The 16,429-nt window shown below is 67.5% G+C and carries 21 protein-coding genes; 13 read left to right on the forward strand and 8 right to left on the reverse strand.

The window, feature by feature from the left end:
• Nucleotides 1–80: 80 nt before the first annotated feature.
• From FHY06_RS20595 to FHY06_RS20645, 11 genes are all read left to right on the forward strand, one after another.
• Nucleotides 81–410, forward strand: coding sequence for an FmdB family zinc ribbon protein (locus tag FHY06_RS20595; protein WP_132753987.1), 330 nt, complete (start codon nt 81–83; stop codon nt 408–410).
• A 15-nt stretch (nt 411–425) separates the two neighbouring features.
• On the forward strand, nt 426–1,058 hold the full coding sequence (locus tag FHY06_RS20600) for a DUF502 domain-containing protein (protein WP_019656579.1): 633 nt from the start codon (nt 426–428) through the stop codon (nt 1,056–1,058).
• 39 nt (nt 1,059–1,097) lie between these two features.
• Entirely contained in the window at nt 1,098–2,906 is a 1,809-nt protein-coding gene (aspS, locus tag FHY06_RS20605) for an aspartate--tRNA ligase (RefSeq protein WP_019656580.1), read from the forward strand.
• Between the two features lie 124 nt (nt 2,907–3,030).
• Nucleotides 3,031–3,507: a dihydroneopterin triphosphate diphosphatase gene (gene nudB, locus FHY06_RS20610; protein WP_184606197.1), complete on the forward strand. Its 477-nt coding sequence runs from the start codon at nt 3,031–3,033 to the stop codon at nt 3,505–3,507.
• Nucleotides 3,504–4,289, forward strand: a complete 786-nt coding sequence (locus tag FHY06_RS20615) for an endonuclease/exonuclease/phosphatase family protein (RefSeq protein WP_019656582.1) — start codon at nt 3,504–3,506, stop codon at nt 4,287–4,289. Before nudB ends, FHY06_RS20615 begins: the two co-directional genes overlap by 4 nt.
• 73 nt (nt 4,290–4,362) lie before the next feature.
• Nucleotides 4,363–5,094 (forward strand): GTP cyclohydrolase I, encoded by a 732-nt coding sequence (gene folE / locus FHY06_RS20620; protein WP_019656583.1) that lies wholly within the window; start codon nt 4,363–4,365, stop codon nt 5,092–5,094.
• Between the two features lie 3 nt (nt 5,095–5,097).
• Nucleotides 5,098–5,520, forward strand: coding sequence for a BLUF domain-containing protein (locus FHY06_RS20625; protein ID WP_019656584.1), 423 nt, complete (start codon nt 5,098–5,100; stop codon nt 5,518–5,520).
• A 104-nt stretch (nt 5,521–5,624) separates the two neighbouring features.
• On the forward strand, nt 5,625–6,506 hold the full coding sequence (locus FHY06_RS20630; RefSeq protein ID WP_184606198.1) for an EamA family transporter: 882 nt from the start codon (nt 5,625–5,627) through the stop codon (nt 6,504–6,506).
• Nucleotides 6,507–6,510: 4 nt separating this feature from the next.
• Nucleotides 6,511–7,335, forward strand: coding sequence for a DUF429 domain-containing protein (locus FHY06_RS20635; protein ID WP_132753979.1), 825 nt, complete (start codon nt 6,511–6,513; stop codon nt 7,333–7,335).
• Nucleotides 7,336–7,459: 124 nt separating this feature from the next.
• Nucleotides 7,460–7,657 carry a CsbD family protein gene (locus FHY06_RS20640; protein ID WP_019656587.1) on the forward strand — a complete coding sequence of 66 codons (198 nt, stop codon included), beginning with the start codon at nt 7,460–7,462 and terminating at the stop codon, nt 7,655–7,657.
• An 86-nt stretch (nt 7,658–7,743) separates the two neighbouring features.
• Nucleotides 7,744–8,268 (forward strand): BON domain-containing protein, encoded by a 525-nt coding sequence (locus FHY06_RS20645; protein WP_145760913.1) that lies wholly within the window; start codon nt 7,744–7,746, stop codon nt 8,266–8,268.
• A 102-nt stretch (nt 8,269–8,370) separates the two neighbouring features.
• Here the strand turns inward: FHY06_RS20645 and FHY06_RS20650 are convergent, their stop codons facing one another.
• The 6 genes from FHY06_RS20650 to FHY06_RS20675 form a co-directional block, all read right to left on the reverse strand.
• The gene (locus FHY06_RS20650; RefSeq protein WP_019656589.1) at nt 8,371–8,940 is read right to left on the reverse strand and encodes a ferritin-like domain-containing protein; all 570 of its coding nucleotides are present in this window, start codon (nt 8,938–8,940) and stop codon (nt 8,371–8,373) included.
• Entirely contained in the window at nt 8,937–9,536 is a 600-nt protein-coding gene (locus FHY06_RS20655) for a hypothetical protein (protein ID WP_184606199.1), read from the reverse strand. The genes FHY06_RS20650 and FHY06_RS20655 overlap by 4 nt, the downstream gene beginning before the upstream one ends.
• Nucleotides 9,526–9,906, reverse strand: a complete 381-nt coding sequence (locus FHY06_RS20660; RefSeq protein ID WP_019656591.1) for a phage holin family protein — start codon at nt 9,904–9,906, stop codon at nt 9,526–9,528. The genes FHY06_RS20655 and FHY06_RS20660 overlap by 11 nt, the downstream gene beginning before the upstream one ends.
• Before the next feature lie 39 nt (nt 9,907–9,945).
• Nucleotides 9,946–10,323, reverse strand: coding sequence for a hypothetical protein (locus FHY06_RS20665; RefSeq protein ID WP_019656592.1), 378 nt, complete (start codon nt 10,321–10,323; stop codon nt 9,946–9,948).
• A gap of 54 nt (nt 10,324–10,377) precedes the next feature.
• Nucleotides 10,378–10,542, reverse strand: coding sequence for a DUF1328 domain-containing protein (locus tag FHY06_RS20670; protein ID WP_019656593.1), 165 nt, complete (start codon nt 10,540–10,542; stop codon nt 10,378–10,380).
• A 216-nt stretch (nt 10,543–10,758) separates the two neighbouring features.
• Nucleotides 10,759–12,078: a CHASE3 domain-containing protein gene (locus FHY06_RS20675; RefSeq protein ID WP_020723234.1), complete on the reverse strand. Its 1,320-nt coding sequence runs from the start codon at nt 12,076–12,078 to the stop codon at nt 10,759–10,761.
• A gap of 131 nt (nt 12,079–12,209) precedes the next feature.
• Here FHY06_RS20675 and FHY06_RS20680 point away from each other — a divergent pair, with 131 nt between their 5' ends.
• Complete coding sequence (locus tag FHY06_RS20680; protein ID WP_019656595.1) at nt 12,210–12,842, forward strand: response regulator; 633 nt, start codon at nt 12,210–12,212, stop codon at nt 12,840–12,842.
• Between the two features lie 106 nt (nt 12,843–12,948).
• On the opposite strand, the gene FHY06_RS20685 is transcribed toward FHY06_RS20680, so the two are convergent.
• Nucleotides 12,949–13,359 carry a response regulator gene (locus tag FHY06_RS20685; RefSeq protein ID WP_026346581.1) on the reverse strand — a complete coding sequence of 137 codons (411 nt, stop codon included), beginning with the start codon at nt 13,357–13,359 and terminating at the stop codon, nt 12,949–12,951.
• 237 nt (nt 13,360–13,596) lie between these two features.
• Here FHY06_RS20685 and FHY06_RS20690 point away from each other — a divergent pair, with 237 nt between their 5' ends.
• Nucleotides 13,597–15,639, forward strand: coding sequence for an AsmA family protein (locus FHY06_RS20690; protein WP_019656597.1), 2,043 nt, complete (start codon nt 13,597–13,599; stop codon nt 15,637–15,639).
• On the opposite strand, the gene FHY06_RS20695 is transcribed toward FHY06_RS20690, so the two are convergent.
• Nucleotides 15,636–16,403 (reverse strand): HesA/MoeB/ThiF family protein, encoded by a 768-nt coding sequence (locus tag FHY06_RS20695; RefSeq protein ID WP_019656598.1) that lies wholly within the window; start codon nt 16,401–16,403, stop codon nt 15,636–15,638. The genes FHY06_RS20690 and FHY06_RS20695 overlap by 4 nt on opposite strands.
• Nucleotides 16,404–16,429: the final 26 nt, after the last annotated feature.

The raw sequence follows: 16,429 nt of genomic DNA on the forward strand, positions 1-16,429 counted from the left end.
GGCGTCCCCTGGCGGGGGCGCCCCTATAATCGAGGGCTTTGCGAGCGGCCGCTGCGCCGCTTTTTTGACCTCATTTCCCCATGCCCATCTACGCCTACAAGTGCAGCGCCTGCGGCTTCGCCAAGGACGCTTTGCAGAAGATGTCCGACGCTCCCCTCACGGTGTGCCCGGCGTGCGGCGCGAGTGCGTTCGAAAAGCAGGTCACGGCCGCCGGCTTCCAGCTCAAGGGCTCCGGCTGGTACGTGACCGATTTCCGCGATGGCGGCGGCAAGAAGTCCGAGCCGGCCACGTCGTCCGCCTCCGGCGAATCTTCGTCCTCTTCCTCTTCTTCCACCACGACCGCCGCGCCGAGCCCCGCTCCGGCGCCCGCCGCACCGGCTCCCGCGCCGGCCGCGTCGAGCGGCGACTGAAGCCTTCCGACCGCCATGCTCGCCCTGCGCAAATGGTTGCTGTCCGGCCTGCTGGTCATCGTGCCGCTGGTCATCACGCTGGGCGTGCTGAACTGGATCATCGGCACGCTCGACCAGACGCTGTGGCTGCTGCCCGAGCAGTGGCAGACCTGGCTGAGCGACCACAAGGTACGGGGCCTGGGCGTGCTGCTCACGCTGGCGATCCTGCTGGTGGTGGGCGCCACGGCCAGCAACTTCGTCGGCAAGCGCCTGCTCGGCTGGGGCGATGCCGTGGTCCGTCGCATCCCGGTGGTGCGCTCGATCTACTCCAGCGTCAAGCAGGTGTCGGACACGCTGTTCTCCGAGAACGGCAATGCCTTCCGCACCGCGGTGCTGGTGCAATGGCCGCGCGAAGGCGTGTGGACCATCGCCTTCGTGACCGGCGCGCCCGGCAATGAGGTCGCCGCGCACCTTGGCGAGGGCGAGTTCCTCAGCGTCTACGTGCCGACAACGCCCAATCCCACGGGCGGCTACTTCGTGATGCTCAAGCGCAGCGACTGCATCGAACTGAAGATGAGCGTGGACGAAGCGCTCAAGTACATCGTCTCGATGGGGGTGGTCGTTCCAGGCGGCCCCGCTTCGGTGGCGGTGAAGTCTTCCAACTCATAAAAGAACGAACGCGCCCTCGAGGCGCCGGAATGGATTCCTATGGCCATGCGTACTCACTATTGCGGTCTCGTGACCGAAGCCCAGCTGGGCCAGACCGTCACCCTTTGCGGCTGGGTCAACCGTCGCCGCGACCACGGCGGCGTGATCTTTATCGACGTGCGTGACCGCGAAGGCTACGTGCAGGTGGTGTGCGACCCCGACCGCGCCTCCACCTTCGCCGTGGCCGAGAGCCTGCGCAACGAATACTGCGTGCAGATCACCGGCCTGGTGCGCGCTCGCCCCGAAGGCACGACCAACGATCAGCTCAAGAGCGGCAAGATCGAGGTGCTGTGCCACGAGCTGAAGGTGCTGAACCCCTCGGTCACGCCCCCCTTCCTGCTGGACGACGACAACCTGTCGGAAACCACGCGTCTCACGCACCGCGTGCTCGACCTGCGCCGCCCGGTCATGCAGCGCAACATGATGCTGCGCTACAAGGTGACGATGGAAACGCGCAAGTTCCTCGACGCCAACGGCTTCATCGACATCGAGACGCCGATGCTGGGCAAGTCCACGCCCGAGGGTGCGCGCGACTACCTCGTGCCCAGCCGCGTGCACGACGGCAGCTTCTTCGCGCTGCCGCAATCGCCCCAGCTCTTCAAGCAGCTGCTGATGGTGGCCGGCTACGACCGCTACTACCAGATCGTGAAGTGCTTCCGCGACGAGGACCTGCGCGCCGACCGCCAGCCCGAATTCACGCAGATCGACATCGAGACCTCCTTCCTCGCCGAGGAAGAGATCCGCGAGATGTTCGAAGGCATGATCCGCAACGTGTTCCGCAACGCCGCGGGCATCGAGCTGCCGGTGTTCCCGACCATGAGCTATGCGGACGCGATGTTCAAGTACGGCTCGGACAAGCCCGACCTGCGCGTGAAGCTCGAATTCACCGAACTCACCGAGCTGATGAAGCGCGTGGAATTCAAGGTGTTCTCCAACGCTGCCACCATGCCCGGCGGCCGTGTCGTGGCGCTGCGCGTGCCCGGCGGCGGTGCCGAGGGCGGCCTGTCGCGCGGCGAGATCGATGCCTACCAGGAGTTCGTCAAGATCTACGGCGCCAAGGGCCTGGCCTACATCAAGGTCAACGATGCCGCCGCCGGCCGCGAAGGCCTGCAGAGCCCGATCGTGAAGAACCTCGACGACAACGCCCTGGCCGAGATCATCGCCCGCACCGGCGCGCGCAACGGCGACATCCTGTTCTTCGGCGCCGACAAGGCGAAGGTCGTCAACGACGCCATCGGCGCGCTGCGCATCAAGATCGGCCACAGCGCCTTCGGCAAGAAGACGGGCCTGTTCGACGACCGCTGGGCGCCGCTGTGGGTGGTGGACTTCCCGATGTTCGAGTTCGACGAGGAAGGCCAGCGCTGGAGCGCCGTGCACCATCCGTTCACCGCGCCGAAGGACGGCCATGAGGACCTCATGGACACCGCGCCCGAGAAGTGCATCGCCAAGGCCTACGACATGGTGCTCAACGGCATCGAGATGGGCGGCGGCTCGGTGCGTATCCACCGCGAGGAAGTGCAGAGCAAGGTGTTCCGCGCGCTGAAGATCAGCGCCGAGGACGCGCAACTGAAGTTCGGCTTCCTGCTGGACGCGCTCCAGTACGGCGCGCCGCCGCACGGCGGCATCGCCATCGGCCTGGACCGCCTGGTCATGCTGATGACCGGCGCCGAGTCGATCCGCGACGTGATCGCCTTCCCCAAGACCCAGCGCGCACAAGACCTGCTGACGCAGGCGCCCAGCCCGGTCGACGAGAAGCAGCTGCGCGAGCTCCACATCAAGCTGCGCAACAATCCCCAGGCAGCAGCATGATGCTCGCCCCCAGGCTGCGCGCACTTCGTGTCGCTTCGCCAACCCCCTACCGGGGGCAACACCAGAGGCCCGGCAAAGCCGGTTCCTCGGTGTTTCGCGAAGAAGCCTGAGCACCGCACCTCCCATGACGACCAGCCCCCGGCCCTGGAAGATCCCGGAGTCGGTGCTGGTCGTGATCCACACGTCGGCGCTCGATGTGCTGCTGATCCGGCGTGCGGATGCCGAGACCGACTTCTGGCAGTCGGTCACCGGCAGCAAGGACGCGGCCGACGAGCCGCTCGCGCTCACCGCGGCGCGTGAGGTGGCCGAGGAAACCGGCATCCTGTGCGGCGAAGGCACGCCGCTGGCCTCGCTGCTCGTCGACTGGCAGCTGCGCAACGTCTACGAGATCTACCCGCGCTGGCGCGCCCGCTATGCGCCGGGCGTGACCCACAACACCGAGCACCTGTTCGGCCTGCGCGTGCTGGAACGCGTCGTGCCCACGCTCGACCCGCGCGAGCACACCGACTGGCGCTGGCTGCCCTACCGCGAAGCGGCGGACGCCTGCTTTTCCCCGTCGAATGCCGAAGCCATTCTGTTGCTGCCAGAATTTGTGCGATGACGAACCAGCCGGCAGCTACAGCCACAGCGATAGCGGTTCAGCAGAACCTGCGGGTCGCGACCTACAACATCCACAAGGGTGTGCAGGGCATCGGGCCCGCGAGGCGGCTCGAGATCCACAACCTCGGCCACGCCATCGAGCAGCTCGACGCCGACATCGTCTGCCTGCAGGAAGTGCGCAAGATGAACCGGCAGGCAGCGGCCCGATTCGCCCGCTGGCCCGAGCTGCCGCAGGCCGACTTCCTCGCGCCCGAGGGCTACACCGCCGTCTACGAGACCAACGCCGTCACGCGCCACGGCGAGCACGGCAATGCGTTGCTCACGCGCTGGCCGGTGCTGGGCACCAACCACCAGGACATTTCCGACCACCGCTTCGAGCAGCGCGGCCTGCTGCACGTGATGATCGAAGTGGAAGGGCGCCGGGTGCACGCCATCGTGGTGCACCTGGGCCTCATCAAGGGCAGCCGGGTGCGGCAGATCGCGCGGCTGCGCGAGTTCATCGACCGCGAGGTGCCGCCCGGCGAGGCGGTGGTGGTGGCCGGCGACTTCAACGACTGGGGCGCGCGCATGCGCTACGCCATGAACGCCATGGGCCTGCGCGACACCAGCGACCTGCGCGGTCCGCGCACGCTCACTTACCCTTCGCGCCTGCCGGTGACGCAGCTCGACTTCGTCTACGGGCGGGGCCTGGAGCCGGTGTCCTGCGTGGTGCCGCGCGGTCCCATCTGGGCCAGAATGTCCGACCACCTGCCGCTGGTGGCCGATTTTTCGCTCCTTGTTTGATAGCATCGCTCCAAGAAGGGATGGGCCTTGCGGCCCTGAATGTCTGGAGCCATTCACTGGTACGATCCCCGCCATGCTGAGGAAAACCGACGTCGAACCGCTGCCCGATCGAAAAGACGACGACGAGGGTACGCCCGTCTCCGTCAAGATCCGCGAGCGCATCACAGCGGCGCGCAAGCGCTTCAATGCCAACGACAACATCTCGGAGTTCATCGAGCCCGGCGAGCTCGAGAAGCTGCTCGACGAGGTCGAGGTCAAGATGAAGGACGTGCTCCAGAGCCTGGTGATCGACGTCGAGAACGACCACAACACCGACAACACCGCGCGCCGCGTCGCCAAGATGTATGTCAACGAGGTGTTCCGCGGCCGCTACGTGGCGGCGCCCTCGCTCACCGAATTCCCCAACGCCGAGCACCTGAACGAGCTGATGATCGTCGGCCCGATCACCGTGCGCAGCGCCTGCTCGCACCACTTCTGCCCGATCATCGGCAAGCTGTGGATCGGCGTGATGCCCAACGAGCACACCAACGTGATCGGCCTGTCGAAGTACGCGCGCCTGGCCGAGTGGGTCATGGGCCGTCCCCAGATCCAGGAAGAGGCCGTGGTGCAGCTGGCCGACCTGATCCAGGAGAAGACCCAGCCCGACGGCCTCGCGCTGGTCATGGAAGCCGAGCACTTCTGCATGGCCTGGCGCGGCGTCAAGGAAATGGACAGCAAGATGATCAATTCCGTGATGCGCGGCGTGTTCCTGAAAGATCCGAGCCTGCGCCGCGAATTCCTGTCCCTCCTGCCGCGAAAGGACTGAGCCATGCTGGTCCGACTCCTCTACGCCAGCCGCGCCGTCGACACCAGCCCCGAGGCCATCGAGTCGATCCTGACGCAATCGCGCTCCCACAACACCGCCTGCGGCATCACCGGCATCCTCTGCTACGGTGCGGGCACCTTCCTGCAGGCCATCGAAGGCGGCCGCATGGCCATCTCCGAGCTCTACGGCCACATCCAGCGCGATCCGCGCCACAAGGACGTGGTGCTGCTGCACTACGAAGAGATCTCCGAGCGCCGCTTCGGCGGCTGGACGATGGGGCAGGTCAACCTGTCGAAGCTCAACGCCTCGACGCTGCTGAAGTACTCCGAGAAGCCCGAGCTCAACCCCTATGCGGTGTCGGGCAAGGTCTCGCTGGCGCTGCTGGAAGAGCTGATGGCCACCGCAGCCATCGTCGGCCGCCACTGAAAGTGGTGGCCCCCACGCTCGGCACTTCGTGTCCTCGCTGCCCCCCGAGGGGGCCGCTCGCGCCTTGGGGCGGCCCGGCGGCGCCCGGTCTCGCATAGCTCGAGGTGCCGCTCTCCGCATTCGCCCTGATCCTGCTCGCCGGGATCATCCACGCCAGCTGGAACATCGCCGCCAAGAAGGCGAACGGCGACGCGCGCTTCAGCTTCCAGGCGAGCGTGTTCAACATGGTCATCTGGGCGCCGGTGGGCATCGTGCTGGGCTGGAACGTGGTGCCTGGGTGGGGGCGGGCGGAGTGGGGCTTCGTCGTGCTCAGCGGTGTGCTGCACGTCTTCTATTTCATCGTGCTGCTGCGCGGCTACCGCAAGTCGGACCTCACGGTGGTCTATCCTCTGGCGCGCGGCTCGGGGCCGCTGCTTTCGTCGCTGGTGGCGGTGCTCTTCCTGGGCGAGAAGATCAGCCCCGTCGGCGTGGCCGGCATCCTGGGCGTGGTGGCCGGCGTGTTCCTCATCGCCGGCGGCCCGCGCCTGTGGCAGAAGGCGCACGACCCGGCGCAGCGCGCGCGGGTGCACAAGGGTATGCGCTACGGCGTGCTGACCGGCGCCTTCATCGCGGCCTACACGGTGGCCGACAGCTACGCGGTCAAGTTCCTTGCGATGTCGCCGATCCTGCTCGACTACATGGGCAACCTCGTGCGCATCGTCCTGCTGATGCCCGCCGCGCTGCAGGACCGCGCGACCACCGTGCGCATGTGGCGCGAGCAGTGGAAATACGCGCTGCTGGTGGCGGCGATCAGCCCCGTGTCGTACGTGCTCGTGCTCTACGCGGTGCAGCAGGCGCCGATCTCGCACGTGGCGCCAGCGCGCGAGGTGTCGATGCTCTTCGCTGCACTGATCGGCGGCCACCTGCTGCGCGAGGGCGACCGGCTGCTTCGATTGATGGGCGCGACGCTCATCGCCGCCGGCGTGGTGGCGCTCGCGATGGGCTGAGGCCGTGCTGCTGTTCGGCTGCGACTTCTCCAGCGCGCCGACGGCACGCAAGCCCATCGTCGTCGCCACCGGCGGGCTGGGCGGCGCCGACTGCGTCGTGCTCCACGGTCTGCAGCGCTTCTCGACGCTCGACGCATGGGGCGATTGGCTGCGCGCCACGCCGGCGTGGACCGGCGGCTTCGACTTTCCGTTCAGCCTGCCGCGCGAGCTCGTGGAGCACCTGCGGTGGCCGCTGCAGTGGGAGCCGCTGATGGCCCACTACGCCGGCCTGAGCCGCGCCGAGATCCGCGAGACCTTCGCCGCCTTCTGCGCAGGGCGGCCGGTGGGCGGCAAGTTCGCGCACCGTGCGGCCGACGGGCCCGCAGGGTCCAGCCCCTCGATGAAATGGGTCAATCCGCCGGTGGCCTACATGCTCCATGCGGGCGTGCCGCGCCTGCTGGCCGCCGGTGCGCGCATTCCCGGCCTGCATGCCGGCAACGGTGCCGAACGCATCGCGCTGGAGGCCTACCCCGGCCTGCTGGCGCGTGAACTCATCGGCCGTCGCAGCTACAAGAGCGACGATCTCGCAAAGCAGACACCCGAGCGTCGCGCGGCGCGGGTCGATCTGCTGGCTGCGCTCGAAGCGGGTTCGCCCCGCCTCGGACTGAAGCTGGCCGTCACCGCGCCGCAGCGCGCGGAACTGCTGGCGGATGCGCGCGGCGACGACATCGACGCGGTGCTGTGTCTTCTGCAGGCCGCCTGGGGCCAGCAGCGCGCCCTGAGCCCCGGCCCGGGCCATGGGCTGCCGGAGGACATCGATCCGCTTGAAGGATGGATCGTCAGCGCCTGAGCCTCGTTGTCCTACAGCGCTTCGGGCTCCAGTCGGCATTCGCCGCCATCGGGCGGCCCTTAGATTGGCTCCAGTGGGTCATCCCGGCCCACTTTTCAGCATCACTCATCAGGAAGGAAGCGACATGAACAAGGACCAAGTGGCAGGCCGCGTCGAGGAAGCCAAGGGCAAGCTGAAGGAAGTCGCCGGCAAGGTCGTCGGCAACGAGAAACTGCAGGGCGAGGGCCTGGCGGACCAGGCCGCCGGCAAGGTGCAGAAGACCTACGGCGACGTGAAGGAAAAGACCAAGGACGCAATCAAGTCGGGCGCCGACAAGCTGTGATCCGAGCCGCGAAGGCTGCGTGCGCGCGTCGCACCCAGGCCTTCGCATGCGCTCTTTCCGTTCCGAGAAGCGACAGGAGGATTCCCATGAACACATCGAACATTCAACGCACGGGCCGTGCCCCGTACGCCAAGACCCTGAGCGCCGTGCTGCTGGCCGGCGCCGCGCTGGCCCTGGTCGGCTGCGACAAGGCCGACAACCGCACCGCCGGCGAGAAGCTCGACGGCGCGATCGCCAAGACCGAGCAGGCTGCCGACACGGCAGCCGCCAAGACGGGCGAGGCCCTCAAGGACGCCAAGGCCAAGGTCGAGTCGTCCAACACCACCGCCGAGGTGAAGGAGGGCGCCTCCAACGCCAAGGAAGCGCTCAAGGAAGCAGGCGCCGCCGTGAGCGCGACGATGGACGATGCCGCCATCACGGCTTCCGTCTCGGCCGGCCTCGCCAAGGACCCGGACCTGAGCGCCATCAAGATCGACGTCGACACCAAGGCCGGCGCGGTGAGCCTGAAGGGCCCGGCTCCCACGGCTGCTGCCAAGGCACGCGCCGAGGAGATCGCCAAGGGCGTACAGGGCGTGACCTCGGTGAGCAATCAGCTCGAGGTGAAGGGCTGATCCTTCCCTTCTCTGCTCGCCAACGAAAAAGCCCGGCAGCGCCGGGCTTTTCTTTTTCATGAGCGGAAGGTCTTCCGCTCGATGAGGCTCGACCGAGCCGTCTCAGTGGCCGAGCCAGTCCTTCAACTCGTCGGCGTGCTCTTCCTCGTCGGCCAGGATGCCTTCGAGCATGCGGCGGGTGGTCGGGTCCTTGTCGCCGATGAGCGAGATCATCTGGCGATACGACTCCACCGCGACGCGCTCGGCGATCAGGTTGGCGCGCACCATCGACTGCAGGTCGGTCGACTCGTCGTACTGGGCGTGGCTGCGCTCCAGGAGGTGGCCGGGGGCGAAGTCGGGTTCGCCGCCCAGTTGCACGATGCGCTCGGCGATCAGGTCGGCGTGGGCCGATTCCTCGTTGGCGTGCACCAGGAACTCGTCAGCGATGGCGGGCGACTCGACGCCGTTCGCGGTGAAGTAGTGGCGCTTGTATCGCAGCACGCAGACCAGCTCGGTGGCCAGGGCGTCGTTCAGCAGCTTCACCACGTCGTCGCGCCAAGGACCGTAGCTCGGGGTCACGGCACCGTCGTCCAGGCTGCTGCGGGCCGCATCCAGGCCGGCCTGGTCGAGCGCCAGGTGTTGGCGGCCGCCTTCCTTGGCGGAAGCCGAACGGGAAGAAACGTCGTTTTTCATGGAGTGTCCTTTCGTGGGGGGCGGGGTGAACTTGGGCTCTTGCTCATCAGCGTGGTGATGAGGTCGGCCACGTCGGATGTCTTCAGTACCGCCGCAAGCACCGCCGTCGCGGAGAGCAGGCGCCACGGCCTGACCAGCACCAGCAGCGAGCCGGTGGCGGCAGCCACGGCCATCACTTTGACCGGCTCCTTTCGCGCGTAGTGTTCGAGCATCGGCCGCGCCAGCTGGCCGACCGCATGCGCGGGATGCCTGCGCCACCAGCGTTCCAGCACGCTGCGGCCCACGGCGATCCAGACGTTCTGCGGCTTTCTCCTGCCGCGGCCTGCGCCGGCTCCTCTCTGCCCGCCCGGTTCTGCGTCTGCGGAGCCTTGCGGGTGGCCGGTGTGCAGGCCGTCCGGACCGGCCGCTGCATGCGCGTCGTGGTGCGCGTACTCCAGGTCGTCGTCATGAAGACGGGGACCATCCGTGCGATAGCGCCCGTCGTCGTCGTCTTCGACGCCGCCGTTGAGCTGGCGCACCAGCGCCCTTCGGGAGAGGGCCAGCCGCTCCTTCGGGGTGAGGTGCTGCCGGAGTTCGCGGTAGTCGTCAGCGGTCATGGCGTGCTCCGGCTTCGCGAAGGGCTTGCAGGTCGGCGTCGAGCTGCGATCGCAGGTCCTCGAAGGCGTAGGTCACGGTGGGGCGCATCGCGTACCAGATGCAGAAGGCCGCGATCACCACGGCCACGCCCGGCACGGCCACCAGCACCCAGTGGAAGCTGCCATGCATCACCCCGAGCAGCACCGCCACGCCGATCAGCCCCAGGGCCAGGGTGACGGTGGCGACGGCGAGCACCGCAGCGATGATGCGTCCGGCAATGCCGCGACCCGCCTGGGAGGACTCCTCCCTGACGAGCGCGGCGTAGTTGGCGAGATGTTCAGCGACGAGATCCGGATGCCCGAGCACCGTGGAAAAGATGGGATGGAGCATGGTGCCGGAATCGATCGATGACAGACGCCTTCAGCTTGATCAGTAGTCGTCCCGGCTGCGGCGGCTTGCCAGCACGATCAGCGCGGTGATGGCTGCGCCGGCGGCAGCGGCCAGGAGCACCGAGCGCACGGGCTGGTCCGAGATGTATCGGCCGGTGACGTCGGCGGCCTGCTCCAGGCGACGCTGTGCGCGGGCGCTGGTGGTGGAGGCGGCATCGAGGCCGCGCTGCACCGCCTGCTGCACGCGGGCGGCCAGCTGTTCGACGGCCGGCTCCGAATCGCGCCGCAGGTCACGGACCTTCTCGCCCGCCGCATTCACCGCGTTCTGTGCGTAGGCGCGGGTCGTCTCGACCGCGTCACGTGCGGTCTGGCGCGCTTCGTCGGCGAGTTGCGAGGGGGTCTTCGTCGTCGTGTTCATGTGAAAGTCCTTTCCGGAAAAGTGAAATGCGCAAGCCTGTTGATCGTAACGACGCTACTTGCGTCGTAGCAAGCCGGCAAGGAAGCTCGCCAGCGCGAGGATCACGAAGATCACGAAGAGGATCTTGGCGATGCCCACGGCGCTCGCCGCGATGCCGCCAAACCCGAAGAGGGCAGCGATCAGGGCGATGACCAGAAACACCACGGCGTAATGCAGCATGTGGAACTCCTTCGAGACTTGGCTCGTGTCTTGAAAACATCGCATCGGCAGTCCCGGAAGGGAAGTACCGATGCCATGGATGCAACCTTAAGTGGAGGCTCGTTGCAGACCTGTCAGCGGCCGGGGTTGGGGTGCGTAGGAGATGGCCGAGTGGTCTTGCGGCGGCGTGTGAAGGAATGCCCGCGGCCTCGTGGCAGGCCGGGGCCCTTCGTCGTCTCAGGCCGCCTTGACGATCGGCAGCATGGCGCTCAGCCGGGTGCCCTTGCCCGGTGCCGAAGACACCGTGAGCCGCCCGCGCGCGGCTTCCACGCGGTGCCGCATGCCCGCGAGGCCGTGGGTGGAAGGGCGCACGCGCTGGGTGTCGAAGCCCTTGCCGTTGTCGGCCACCTCCACCACCACGTGGTTGTCGTAGTTCTTCAGGACGATGGTGGCTTCGGTGGCCTCGGCGTACTTGCCGATATTGGTGAGGCTCTCCTGCACCATCCGGTAGATGGTGAGCTGGTGCGACTCGTCCATGGTCACCGGCTCGAGCACCATTTCCACCTGCAGGCCCGAGCGCTCGCCGAACTCGCGCCCCAGGATCTCCAGCGACGCGACCAGCCCCAGGTTGGACAGCGACGAGGGCCGCAGGTCCTCGATGATCCGGCGCTTGAGCGCGATGCCGCTGTTGAGCAGCTCGGTCAGATGCTGCAGCCGCTGGATCGCGTCGGGCGCGTCCGCCAGCCGCGACTTCAGCCGGGCCACGTCGAGCTTGGCGGCGGTGAGCAGCGAGCCCAGCTCGTCGTGCAGTTCGCGCGCGAGGAAGCCGCGCTCGGTCTCGCGCACGTCCTGCAGGTGGGTGGCCAGTTCGGCCAGCGAGGCGGTGCGCTCGCGCACTTCGTCCTCCAGGGCGTTGCGCTCGCGCTGCAGTGCCAGCTGCTGGCGCTCGCCGATGGAGCGCAGCACATGCGTCTGGCGCAGGTACAGGAAGAAGGCCAGCAGCGCGGCCAGCGCGACGATGGACGTGCCGATGCGCGCCAGCTTCAGCGACTGCAGCACCTGCGCCTGGCTCTGCTGCAAGGTGCCGTTGCTGAGCTTCACCAGGTCGCCCGCGGCGGCGCGGATGGCTTCCATCTCCTCCTTGCCCACGTCGGTGGTGATGACGAACTTCCAGGCGTCTTCCTTGCCGTCCTGGCGCAGGCGCACGCTCATGTCCATCTCGGCGATCTTGCGCAGCACGTGCTTCGAGAGCTCCGTCAGCCGGGCAAGCTCGGCCGGCCGGTCGGCGTAGAGGCGGCGCAGGGTGCCCAAGTGGCCGTCGACCTGCTTGACCGCGTCGTCGTAGGGCTTTCGGTAGCTCGCCTCGCCGGTCAGCAGGTAGCCTCTCTGGCCGGTTTCGGCGTCAAGCATGTTCTGCAGGAGCTGGTTGAGCGTGCCGCGCACCTGCTGCGCTTCGTCGATGTCGGCGAGCGCGCGGGTGGACTGCCGGTAACCGGCCTCGTTGATGCCGACGAGGGCCAGGGCGGCCAGCGCCGCGAGCAGCAGGCTCACGGCCATTTTTGGTGGGGCTAACCAGTGCATGAAACTTTCAAGGCTGCTTGTGGCGCAAGTTCGTGAATAATTGACAACAATCAGGGACCTGGCATGTTGCGACCCTCGCCTGCGCAACACAACGACGAAAGTAACAGATGATCAAAATCGGAATTGTGGACGACCACGCCATCGTGCGATCGGGCCTCCGGCAGTTCTTCTCCGAGCACGTGGACCTGCGCGTGGCGGGCGAGGCTGCCAGCGGCCGTGAAGCCATCGAACTGGTGCGCACCACGGAGCTGGACGTGCTGGTCATGGACCTTTCGATGCCCGGACAGAGCGGTATCGATGCGCTCGCCATGATCCGCGCCAAGGCGCCGGACGTCGGCATCCTGATCCTGAGCGGCTACCCCGAGGAGCACTACGCGATGAACCTGATCCGTCAGGGCGCGAGTGGCTACCTCAACAAGGAATGCGACCCCATCGAGATCGTCAACGCGATCCGCACCATCGCCCTGGGCCGGCGCTACATCACCCCCGCGGTGGCCGAACTGCTGGCCCGCCAGCTCGACCGCAAGGACGACGCCGCGCCGCACGAGCAGCTCTCCGAGCGCGAATTCCAGGTGTTCCTCAAGCTCGCCAAGGGCGAGACGGCCGGCGACATCGCCAAGACGCTGTCGCTGTCGGTCAAGACCGTGAGCACCTACCGCACGCGCCTGATGGAGAAGATGAACCTCTCCTCCAACAGCGACCTCACCTACTACGCGCTGAAGAACAAGCTGATCGATTGAGATCGGCCATGGGGCAAGGAAGGGGGCCGGGTCGATTTCCTCTTCCGGTCTTTCCTGCGCCCCTTCTTCTTCCAGTCTTTCTTCGTCCACGTCGTCTTTTCTTTCCTCAGCCCGCTTCGGACGAGGAGTGCGCAACACGGTTGCGTGCCTGCAGAAGGCAGAACTCCACCAGGGCTTCGATCTCGTTCGATTTGTCGAACACCGCGTCGACCCCGAATTCCGCGCAGCGCCTGCGGATGTCGGGCGTCGCATAGTTGCTGAGCACGACCACCTTCTGATCCGGCCTGCGGGCCTGGCAGGCCTGCAGCACGCCCAGACCGCTGCCCTGCTTGAGGAAGAGGTCGACGACGAGCAGGTCCCATTCGCCGTCGTGGCCGAGCAGCCATGCGCGCGCACCGCTCTCTGTTTCCGCGAATCCGACAACGGTACTGCAGGTGAGTTCTTCCAGCGTGCCAATGAGGTTTTCACGGATCGTGAGGTTGTCTTCGACAACATAAGTCTGCAATCTTGAATCCATGCCCAACCACTCTTCCTCTGAGGATGGCAGACGCATAAGCGCGCCTCCGTCGGCGTCAAGTGCCTGCGGAAGGACTTTGCTGCTTCTCCCATCCGCATCATGCAAGCTTCGGCGGTGGGAGGCTGTAGGTGGGTTCCGACGCATGGGACGCTTGGCCAGCTCAGTAGGCAATACCTCACGATGTCTGCGGTCGGCGGCCGACCGCGGCGGGGCTTCCACATGGGTTACAAGAGCCCCATGGCAACGACGAACGCACCGATGAAAGGGGGCCGCCTGCGCGGCCTGCCGCTCTGGCAGAAGCTGCTGGCGAGCCTGGTGCTGCTGTTCGCGGTGCTGGCCGTGGTGCTCGCCTTCTTCCCCTGGGACGTGCTTCGCGAGCCGGTCAACCGCTACGTCAGCGAGAAGACCGGGCGCAAGTTCGAGATCACCCGACGGCTGGACGTGGGGCTCGGGTGGCGGCAGGCCACCGTCAGGCTCGACGGCATCGAGTTCGCCAATCCCTCGTGGGCGCGTGATCCCTATCTGGTGAAGGCGGAGCGGGCCGACTTCGACATCCGCCTCTGGCCGCTGATCTCGCGCAGCATCATCATTCCCAGGCTGGCGCTTTCCTCCCCGACTGTGGGCCTGCAGATGGAAGCTGACGGCCGCCGCACCTGGTCGCTGGGCAAAGAAGGCAAGGACAGCTCCGAAGGCGGCACCGTACCGACCATCGGACAGGTGCAGATCGACAGCGGCGCGGTCGATTTCCTCGCCAAGCACCTGGGTGTCGACCTGCACGCCGACCTGAACTACGACAGCAGCCGCGGCGAGATGCCCCTCGACTACCGCATCAAGGGCCGCTACAAGGGACAGCCGCTGACAGCCAGCGGGCGAACCGGCAACGTGCTGCAGATCGAGGCCTCGAACGCGCCGCCGTTTCCGCTGGAGATTCGGGCTGCCGCCGGTCAGACGCAGCTGAAGGCGGCCGGCACTGTCGCCCGCCTGTCCGACCTGGACGGCATCGACGCGAAGTTCGAGATCAAGGGCCAGACGCTGGGCGCGCTGTTCCCGCTGCTGGGCATCGCGCTGCCGCAGACCTCGCCTTACGCCCTCAGCGGCAAGCTCGACAAGAGCGGCAAGCTCTGGAAGGCCAGCGGGCTGCAGGGGCGCCTGGGCCTGTCCGACATCGCGGGCGACATGCGTTTCGACCAGTCGGGCAAGCTGCCGCACCTGGCGGGCGACCTTCGCTCCAAGGTGATGGACATGGACGACCTCGGCCCGCTGATCGGCCTGCCGCCCACGGCGCGCACCGCCGCCACGGTGGAGGGCGTCGCGCCGCCGCCCACCGTTACCCAGGTCAGGCGGCCCGGCGGCAAGGTGCTGCCCACGGCACCGCTGGACTTCGAGCGCCTGCGCGCCATGAATGCCGACGTGAAGTACACGGCCGACCGCATCCGCAACGTGCGAGACGTGCCGCTGGAGCGCGGCAGCGTGCAGGTGAAGCTGAACGAGGGCGTGCTCACTCTCGATCCGCTCGACCTGGGCGTGGCCGGCGGCACGCTGGCCGGCGCGATCCGCATCGACGGCTCGAAGAACCCCGCCGACATCCGCGCCTCGCTCGACGCCCGCGCCATGCAGCTCGCGCGCCTCTTCCCGAAGCTGGAGACCACCGGCAACAGCGTGGGGCGGCTGGACGGGCGCATCAATCTCTCGGGTTCGGGCAGCACCGTCGCCAACTGGCTGGGAGGCGTCTCGGGCGACGTGGCGGTCATCTCGGGGCGCGGGCAGTTCGGCAACCTGCTGCCGGTGTTCGCGACCCTGGTGGGCGGCGACATCATCAAGTTCATCCTGCGCGGCGACCGCAACGTGGAGCTGCGCTGCGCGGCGCTGGCCTTCGATGTCAACAAGGGCCTGATGACCGGCCGCACCCTGGTGGTGGACACCACCAACGCCGTCTTCATCGCCACAGGCCAGGCCAACCTGGCGACGGAGGGGCTGGATTTCGTGATCCGTCCGGAGCCCAAGAGCAAGAACATCCTCTCGATCCGCACCCCGCTGGTGGTGAGCGGCACATTCGGCGATCCCAAGGGCGGACTGGAAGTCGGGCCGCTGGCCGGACGCGGGCTGGCTGCGCTGGCGCTGGGGGCGGTCAATCCGCTGCTCGCGCTGGCCGCGACCATCGAGACGGGGCCGGGCGAGGATTCCGACTGCAAGGGCGTGATCGCGCAGGCGAACAAGCCCACGGCAGGCGCCGCCGCGACCGGCGCAGCCCGCGCGAAGGGCGCGAAGCAGAAGAACTAGGCGGAAGGCGGGGCGGTGCGCTGCGCACAGACGCTGCAGTGCGGGTCGCGCGCCACGCGCAGCGTGTCGAAGGAGGTGCTGCGCCCGTCGAACATCAGCAGCCTGCCGGCCAGCGACGGGCCGATGCCGGCCAGCAGCTTCAGCGCCTCGCTGGCCTGCAGCGTGCCGATGGTGCCCACCACCGGGCCGAACACGCCGAGCACCGCGCAGCGGGTTTCCTCGAAGCTCGCCTCCGGCGGAAACAGGCAGGCGTAGCAGGGCGAGGCTGCGTCGCGGGTGTCGTAGACGCTCAGCTGGCCGTCGAAGCGGATCGCCGCGCCCGCCACCAGCGGCCTGGCATGCGCCACGCAGGCGCGGTTGACGGCCTGGCGGGTCGCGAAGTTGTCGCAGCAATCGACCACCACGTCGGCCTCGGCGACGAGGCGAGACAGCAGCGCCTCGTCCGCGCGCAGCGCATGGGTTTCGATGGAGATCTCGGGGTTGATGTCGCGCATGGCCTGCGCCGCGGATTCGACCTTTGGCAGGCCGACGCGTGCATGGGTATGGGCGACCTGCCGCTGCAGGTTGGTGAGGTCGACCTCGTCGTCGTCGACCAGCACGATGTGGCCCACGCCCGCCGCCGCGAGGTAAAGGGCGACCGGCGAGCCCAGCCCGCCGGCGCCTATGACCAGGACGCGCCCGGCACTGACGCGGGCCTGCCCGTCGATGCCGAACTCTTCGAGGAGGATGTGGCGCGAATAGCGCAGCAGCTGGTGATCATTCATGCTCGCCCCCAGGCCGGCCCGCTCGG

The organism is Variovorax atrisoli (assembly GCF_014195185.1).
GTDB classification, from domain to species: Bacteria; Pseudomonadota; Gammaproteobacteria; order Burkholderiales; family Burkholderiaceae_C; genus Variovorax; species Variovorax atrisoli.

Excerpts from the sequence above, each read along its gene's own strand:
- FHY06_RS20615 (WP_019656582.1), top strand. The coding sequence starts at position 3,504 with ATGACGAACCAGCCGGCAGCTACAGCCACAGCGATAGCGGTTCAGCAG.
- FHY06_RS20680 (WP_019656595.1), top strand. The coding sequence starts at position 12,210 with ATGATCAAAATCGGAATTGTGGACGACCACGCCATCGTGCGATCGGGC.
- FHY06_RS20665 (WP_019656592.1), bottom strand. The coding sequence starts at position 10,323 with ATGAACACGACGACGAAGACCCCCTCGCAACTCGCCGACGAAGCGCGC.
- FHY06_RS20600 (WP_019656579.1), top strand. The coding sequence starts at position 426 with ATGCTCGCCCTGCGCAAATGGTTGCTGTCCGGCCTGCTGGTCATCGTG.
- aspS (WP_019656580.1), top strand. The coding sequence starts at position 1,098 with ATGGCCATGCGTACTCACTATTGCGGTCTCGTGACCGAAGCCCAGCTG.
- FHY06_RS20685 (WP_026346581.1), bottom strand. The coding sequence starts at position 13,359 with ATGGATTCAAGATTGCAGACTTATGTTGTCGAAGACAACCTCACGATC.
- FHY06_RS20650 (WP_019656589.1), bottom strand. The coding sequence starts at position 8,940 with ATGAAAAACGACGTTTCTTCCCGTTCGGCTTCCGCCAAGGAAGGCGGC.
- FHY06_RS20690 (WP_019656597.1), top strand. The coding sequence starts at position 13,597 with ATGGCAACGACGAACGCACCGATGAAAGGGGGCCGCCTGCGCGGCCTG.
- FHY06_RS20655 (WP_184606199.1), bottom strand. The coding sequence starts at position 9,536 with ATGACCGCTGACGACTACCGCGAACTCCGGCAGCACCTCACCCCGAAG.
- FHY06_RS20625 (WP_019656584.1), top strand. The coding sequence starts at position 5,098 with ATGCTGGTCCGACTCCTCTACGCCAGCCGCGCCGTCGACACCAGCCCC.
- FHY06_RS20660 (WP_019656591.1), bottom strand. The coding sequence starts at position 9,906 with ATGCTCCATCCCATCTTTTCCACGGTGCTCGGGCATCCGGATCTCGTC.
- FHY06_RS20640 (WP_019656587.1), top strand. The coding sequence starts at position 7,460 with ATGAACAAGGACCAAGTGGCAGGCCGCGTCGAGGAAGCCAAGGGCAAG.
- FHY06_RS20670 (WP_019656593.1), bottom strand. The coding sequence starts at position 10,542 with ATGCTGCATTACGCCGTGGTGTTTCTGGTCATCGCCCTGATCGCTGCC.
- FHY06_RS20695 (WP_019656598.1), bottom strand. The coding sequence starts at position 16,403 with ATGAATGATCACCAGCTGCTGCGCTATTCGCGCCACATCCTCCTCGAA.
- FHY06_RS20675 (WP_020723234.1), bottom strand. The coding sequence starts at position 12,078 with ATGGCCGTGAGCCTGCTGCTCGCGGCGCTGGCCGCCCTGGCCCTCGTC.
- FHY06_RS20645 (WP_145760913.1), top strand. The coding sequence starts at position 7,744 with ATGAACACATCGAACATTCAACGCACGGGCCGTGCCCCGTACGCCAAG.
- FHY06_RS20595 (WP_132753987.1), top strand. The coding sequence starts at position 81 with ATGCCCATCTACGCCTACAAGTGCAGCGCCTGCGGCTTCGCCAAGGAC.
- folE (WP_019656583.1), top strand. The coding sequence starts at position 4,363 with ATGCTGAGGAAAACCGACGTCGAACCGCTGCCCGATCGAAAAGACGAC.
- nudB (WP_184606197.1), top strand. The coding sequence starts at position 3,031 with ATGACGACCAGCCCCCGGCCCTGGAAGATCCCGGAGTCGGTGCTGGTC.